This is a genomic window from Streptomyces sp. MS06 (assembly GCF_047200655.1).
Lineage (GTDB): Bacteria > Actinomycetota > Actinomycetes > Streptomycetales > Streptomycetaceae > Streptomyces.
This window is the reverse complement of record NZ_JBJZOJ010000128.1, coordinates 1-3,186: the sequence shown is the minus strand read 5'-3', so window position 1 is coordinate 3,186 and position 3,186 is coordinate 1. Positions and strand designations below refer to the sequence as shown.

Annotated in this window: 3 protein-coding genes; 2 read left to right on the top strand and 1 reads right to left on the bottom strand. The window is 70.1% G+C overall.

Going from position 1 to position 3,186, the window contains the following annotated elements:
* A partial coding sequence (locus ACL02U_RS32725; RefSeq protein WP_412794648.1) for a beta-ketoacyl synthase N-terminal-like domain-containing protein occupies positions 1-1,248 on the bottom strand: 1,248 nt, incomplete at its 3' end.
* 526 nt (positions 1,249-1,774) lie between these two features.
* Between ACL02U_RS32725 and ACL02U_RS32720 the strand changes: the two genes are divergently transcribed.
* Both ACL02U_RS32720 and ACL02U_RS32715 read left to right on the top strand, forming a co-directional pair.
* Positions 1,775-2,626, top strand: a complete 852-nt coding sequence (locus tag ACL02U_RS32720; protein WP_412794647.1) for a mycofactocin-coupled SDR family oxidoreductase — start codon at positions 1,775-1,777, stop codon at positions 2,624-2,626.
* Between the two features lie 61 nt (positions 2,627-2,687).
* Positions 2,688-3,186 (top strand): flavin reductase family protein (locus ACL02U_RS32715; protein WP_412794646.1); only part of this gene is annotated, 499 nt, incomplete at its 3' end.

Below are 3,186 nucleotides of genomic sequence, written 5' to 3'. Positions count from 1 at the left end.
GTGACGCATCGCCATGACCATCTTGATGATCCCCGCAACACCCGCCGCAGCCTGCGTATGACCCATGTTCGACTTGATCGAACCCAGCCACAGCGGAAGATCGGCCGGCCGGTCCTGGCCATACGTGGCGAGCAGCGCCTGCGCCTCGATCGGGTCACCCAGCGTCGTCCCTGTCCCGTGTGCCTCCACCACGTCCACCTCGGCCGAGGAGACCCCGGCGCCGGCCAGCGCCGCGCGGATCACCCGCTGCTGGGAGGGGCCGTTGGGGGCGGTCAGGCCGTTGGACGCCCCGTCCTGGTTGATGGCACTGCCCCGGATCACCGCGAGCACCGGGTGGCCGTTGCGACGCGCGTCCGACAGACGCTCCACCAGGAGCATGCCCGCGCCCTCGGCCCAGCCGACGCCGTCGGCCGATTCGGAGAAGGACTTGCAGCGGCCGTCCTTCGCGAGCCCGCGCTGGGTGCCGAAGTAGACGAACACCTCGGGCGTCGACATCACCGCGACACCGCCCACCAGGGCCAGGGAGCACTCACCCGAGCGCAGCGCCTGCACGGCCAGGTGCAGCGCGACCAGCGACGACGAGCAGGCCGTGTCCACCGTCACCGCGGGGCCCTCCAGGCCCAGCGTGTAGGCGACCCGGCCGGAGACGATGGAACCGGCGGCACTGCTGTAGGGGTAGTCGTGGTACATCACACCGGCGAAGACGCCGGTGCGGCTGCCCCTGAGGGCCAGCGGGTCGACGCCCGCCCGCTCGCACGCCTCCCAGGCGGTCTCCAGCAGCAGCCGCTGCTGCGGGTCCATCACCAGCGCCTCGTTGGGACTGATCCCGAAGAAGTCCGGGTCGAAGTCAGCCGCGTCGTGCAGGAAACCGGCCTCGCGCGCGTAGGTCTTTCCGGGGGCGCCGGGTTCCGGGTCGAACAACCCGGGATCCCAGCCGCGGTCGGAGGGGAACCCCGACACCGCGTCCGCGCCGTCGGCCACCAGCCTCCACAGGTCCTCCGGCGAGGCCACACCGCCGGGGAACCGGCACCCCATCCCCACGATCGCGATCGGTTCCCGCTGGGCGGCCGTCATCGTGCGGTTCTGCCCGCGCAGCCGCTCGGTTTCCTTGAGGGATGCCCGAAGTGCCTCGACTAGCCGCTGGTCGGAGTTGGCCATCTCGGTTCTCCCACTTCCCGTGTCACGTCGTGAATACTGGACAGGCGTCTGGGCGCCGACAGGCGAAGACCGCGTCGCGGAATGTCGGATTGGGGCAAACCGGCGGGATTTCCTCGAAAGCCGGTGGCCGCACTGGTAAACCGGACGGACGAGCGTGCCGGGCGCTGGATGATGGTCGGCGCGAAAAAGGACGGCCTTGTTGAGGCCACCGTAGGGCAGCGGGCAGGCGTCGTAACCCCTAAGAACTCCCCTACGCGACCCGACGTATTCTGCCGCGCCGACGGGCGCGCCTCGGCGCATGCGGGCTGGCGGCGGGGGACGGGTTCGTGACGGTGTCGGGGGAGCCGGGTGGTCGAGTGGTCGACCGGACCTTCGCGGCGGACCCCTAAGTGGGCGTGCCGCCCGTGAATAGGGGGACGGTGTCCGTCTCCTGGAGACGCGGGAACGGTATAACGAAATTCGAGTCGGCGCAGGGCGCGCGCCGCGGGAGAACTACGAGCATTCTCGTAGGTTCCTTCCGCTCTTCCGTGTTACCCGGCAGCTCAGTTGCCTGCTCGGCCAGCGTGGCCGAACCGCCGTCCGTCATGTCACTACAGCAGAATGTCTGGAGGGCCCCATGGGCCGGGTAGAAGGCAAAGTTGTCGTCATCACCGGTGCGGCACGCGGGCAGGGGCGCAGCCACGCCGTGCGCCTGGCCGAGGAAGGCGCCGACATCATCGCGATCGACCTCGGCGAGGACATCGAGGTGGTCGGGTATCCGCTCGGCACCGCCGAGGAACTGGCGGAGACGGCAAGTCTGGTGGAGAAGACGGGCCGCCGGGTGGTGACGAAGCAGGCCGACATCCGTGACCGCGCCGCACTGCGCAAGGCGATCGACGAGGGCGTCGCGGAGCTCGGCCGGCTGGACGTGGTCGTGGCGAACGCCGCCATCGGCCCGGTGGGCGCCGACCGTCCGCTGTCCGCGTTCACCGAGGCCGTCGACGTGAACCTCAGCGGCACGCTGAACACCGTCCACGCGGCGCTGCCGCACCTTCAGGAAGGCGCGTCGATCATCCTGATCGGTTCCGCCGCCGCCTTCTTCGCGTCCTACGGCGGCGACCCGGCCGGCATGGGTCCCGGCGGCATCGGCTACGCGTTCACCAAGCAGATGCTCGGCCACTACGTGAACTGGTTCGCGCCCTTCCTGGCTCCCCGGAGCCTGCGGATCAACGTGGTGCACCCCACCAACGTCAACACGCCGATGCTGCACAACGAGGCCATGTACAAGGTCTTCCGTCCCGACCTGGAGCACCCGGTCGCGCAGGACGCGGAGCCCGGCTTCGGCATGGTGCAGGCCATGCCGATCCCGTACGTCGAGCCGATCGACATCTCCCACGCGGTCACCTACCTCGCCTCCGACGAGTCCCGTTTCGTCACCGGCACCCAGATGCGGGTGGACGGCGGCGCGGTCGTCCAGAACGGCAAGTGAGGCGTGAGTTCGCCGAACCGCCGCCAGGGCGGTCCCCGCACCCCGTGAAGGAGGCAGCCGGATGACGCACACGTCCACCAGGGCGCCTCTGAGTGAAGAGCTGTCGGGGCGGTTCCGGGAGGCGATGGCCTCGTACCCGAGCGGTGTGACCCTCGTGACGACCACCGACGAACAGGGCGTCTGGCGGGGCTTCACGGCCACGTCGTTCTGCTCGCTGTCCGTGGCTCCGCCGCTGGTCCTCGTCTGCCTGGCGAAGACCGCGCAGTGCCACGCCGCGTTCCAGACGGCCGGTTCGTGGGTGGTGCAGGTGCTGCCGTCCCGGCGCGCGGACCTGGCCACGCGGTTCGCCACCCGAGGGGCGGACAAGTTCGGCCAGGGGGAATTCGAGGCGAACGCGCAGGGCCATCCGGTGTTCGAGGAGGCTGCCGCCGTGCTGGAGTGCGACGCCTACGTTCGCCACGACGTCGCGGATCACACGATCCTCGTCGGCCGGGTACGGGACGTACGGCTGCGCGACGATCCCCCGGCGGTCTACTTCCGCCGGGGGTTCCACGCGCTCG

What these genes read in the sequence shown, in the direction of transcription:
- ACL02U_RS32720 (WP_412794647.1), top strand. Translation starts at nt 1,775, where the DNA reads ATGGGCCGGGTAGAAGGCAAAGTTGTCGTCATCACCGGTGCGGCACGC.